Origin of the sequence: Burkholderia sp. E168m23, from assembly GCF_016586125.1 — a bacterium.
Lineage (GTDB): Bacteria > Pseudomonadota > Gammaproteobacteria > Burkholderiales > Burkholderiaceae > Burkholderia > Burkholderia orbicola.
Window position 1 is genome coordinate 1 of sequence record NZ_BCPP01001688.1, and the last position, 576, is coordinate 576.

The window sequence follows — 576 nt, forward strand, 5'->3', positions numbered from 1 at the left end:
CCCAAGCCCCAAGCCCCAAGCCCCAAGCCCGACCCGACGCCCGACGCCCGACGCCCGAAGCAGTCCATCGCCACAGGCCCGCCGGCGGCTTCATTGCCCGTTCTGCCGACGATGAAGCCGCGCCGTGCCGCTCGATCGCGCGTCAGTCGAGCAGCGTCAGGATCTCGTCGTACAGCGCCTTCGGAATCCGCACGCCGTTCGCGATGCTGCGCGCGCGGGCGTCGAAGCGCCGTTGCGACGGCAGCCGCGCGCCCTGCGCGACGATCGATTCGAACATCCGCTCGCCGCGCGCGAGCCCCGCGTCGAGATCGTCGCCGAGAAACACCTTCGGATCGAACGCGATCACGAGTTCGCCGTGGCACGGCGTCGCGCCGACGCCTTCGTCGAAGTCCATCGATTCCCGGCTCGTCATGTCGCCGATCAGCGCGCCGCCGAGCAGCTCGACCATCGCCGCGAGCGCCGAACCCTTGTGGCCGCCGAACGTGCGCATCGCGCCTTGCAGCGCGGCCTTCGGGTCGGTGGTCGGCTGGCCGTCCGCGTCGATCGCCCAGTGCGGCGGAATCGCCTTGCCTTGCT

General features: G+C 71.0%; 1 protein-coding gene. It reads right to left on the minus strand.

The window, feature by feature from the left end:
* Window positions 1-142: 142 nt before the first annotated feature.
* On the minus strand, window positions 143-576 hold a 434-nt coding region (locus JMF90_RS39680), incomplete at its 5' end, for an Ldh family oxidoreductase (RefSeq protein ID WP_201326611.1).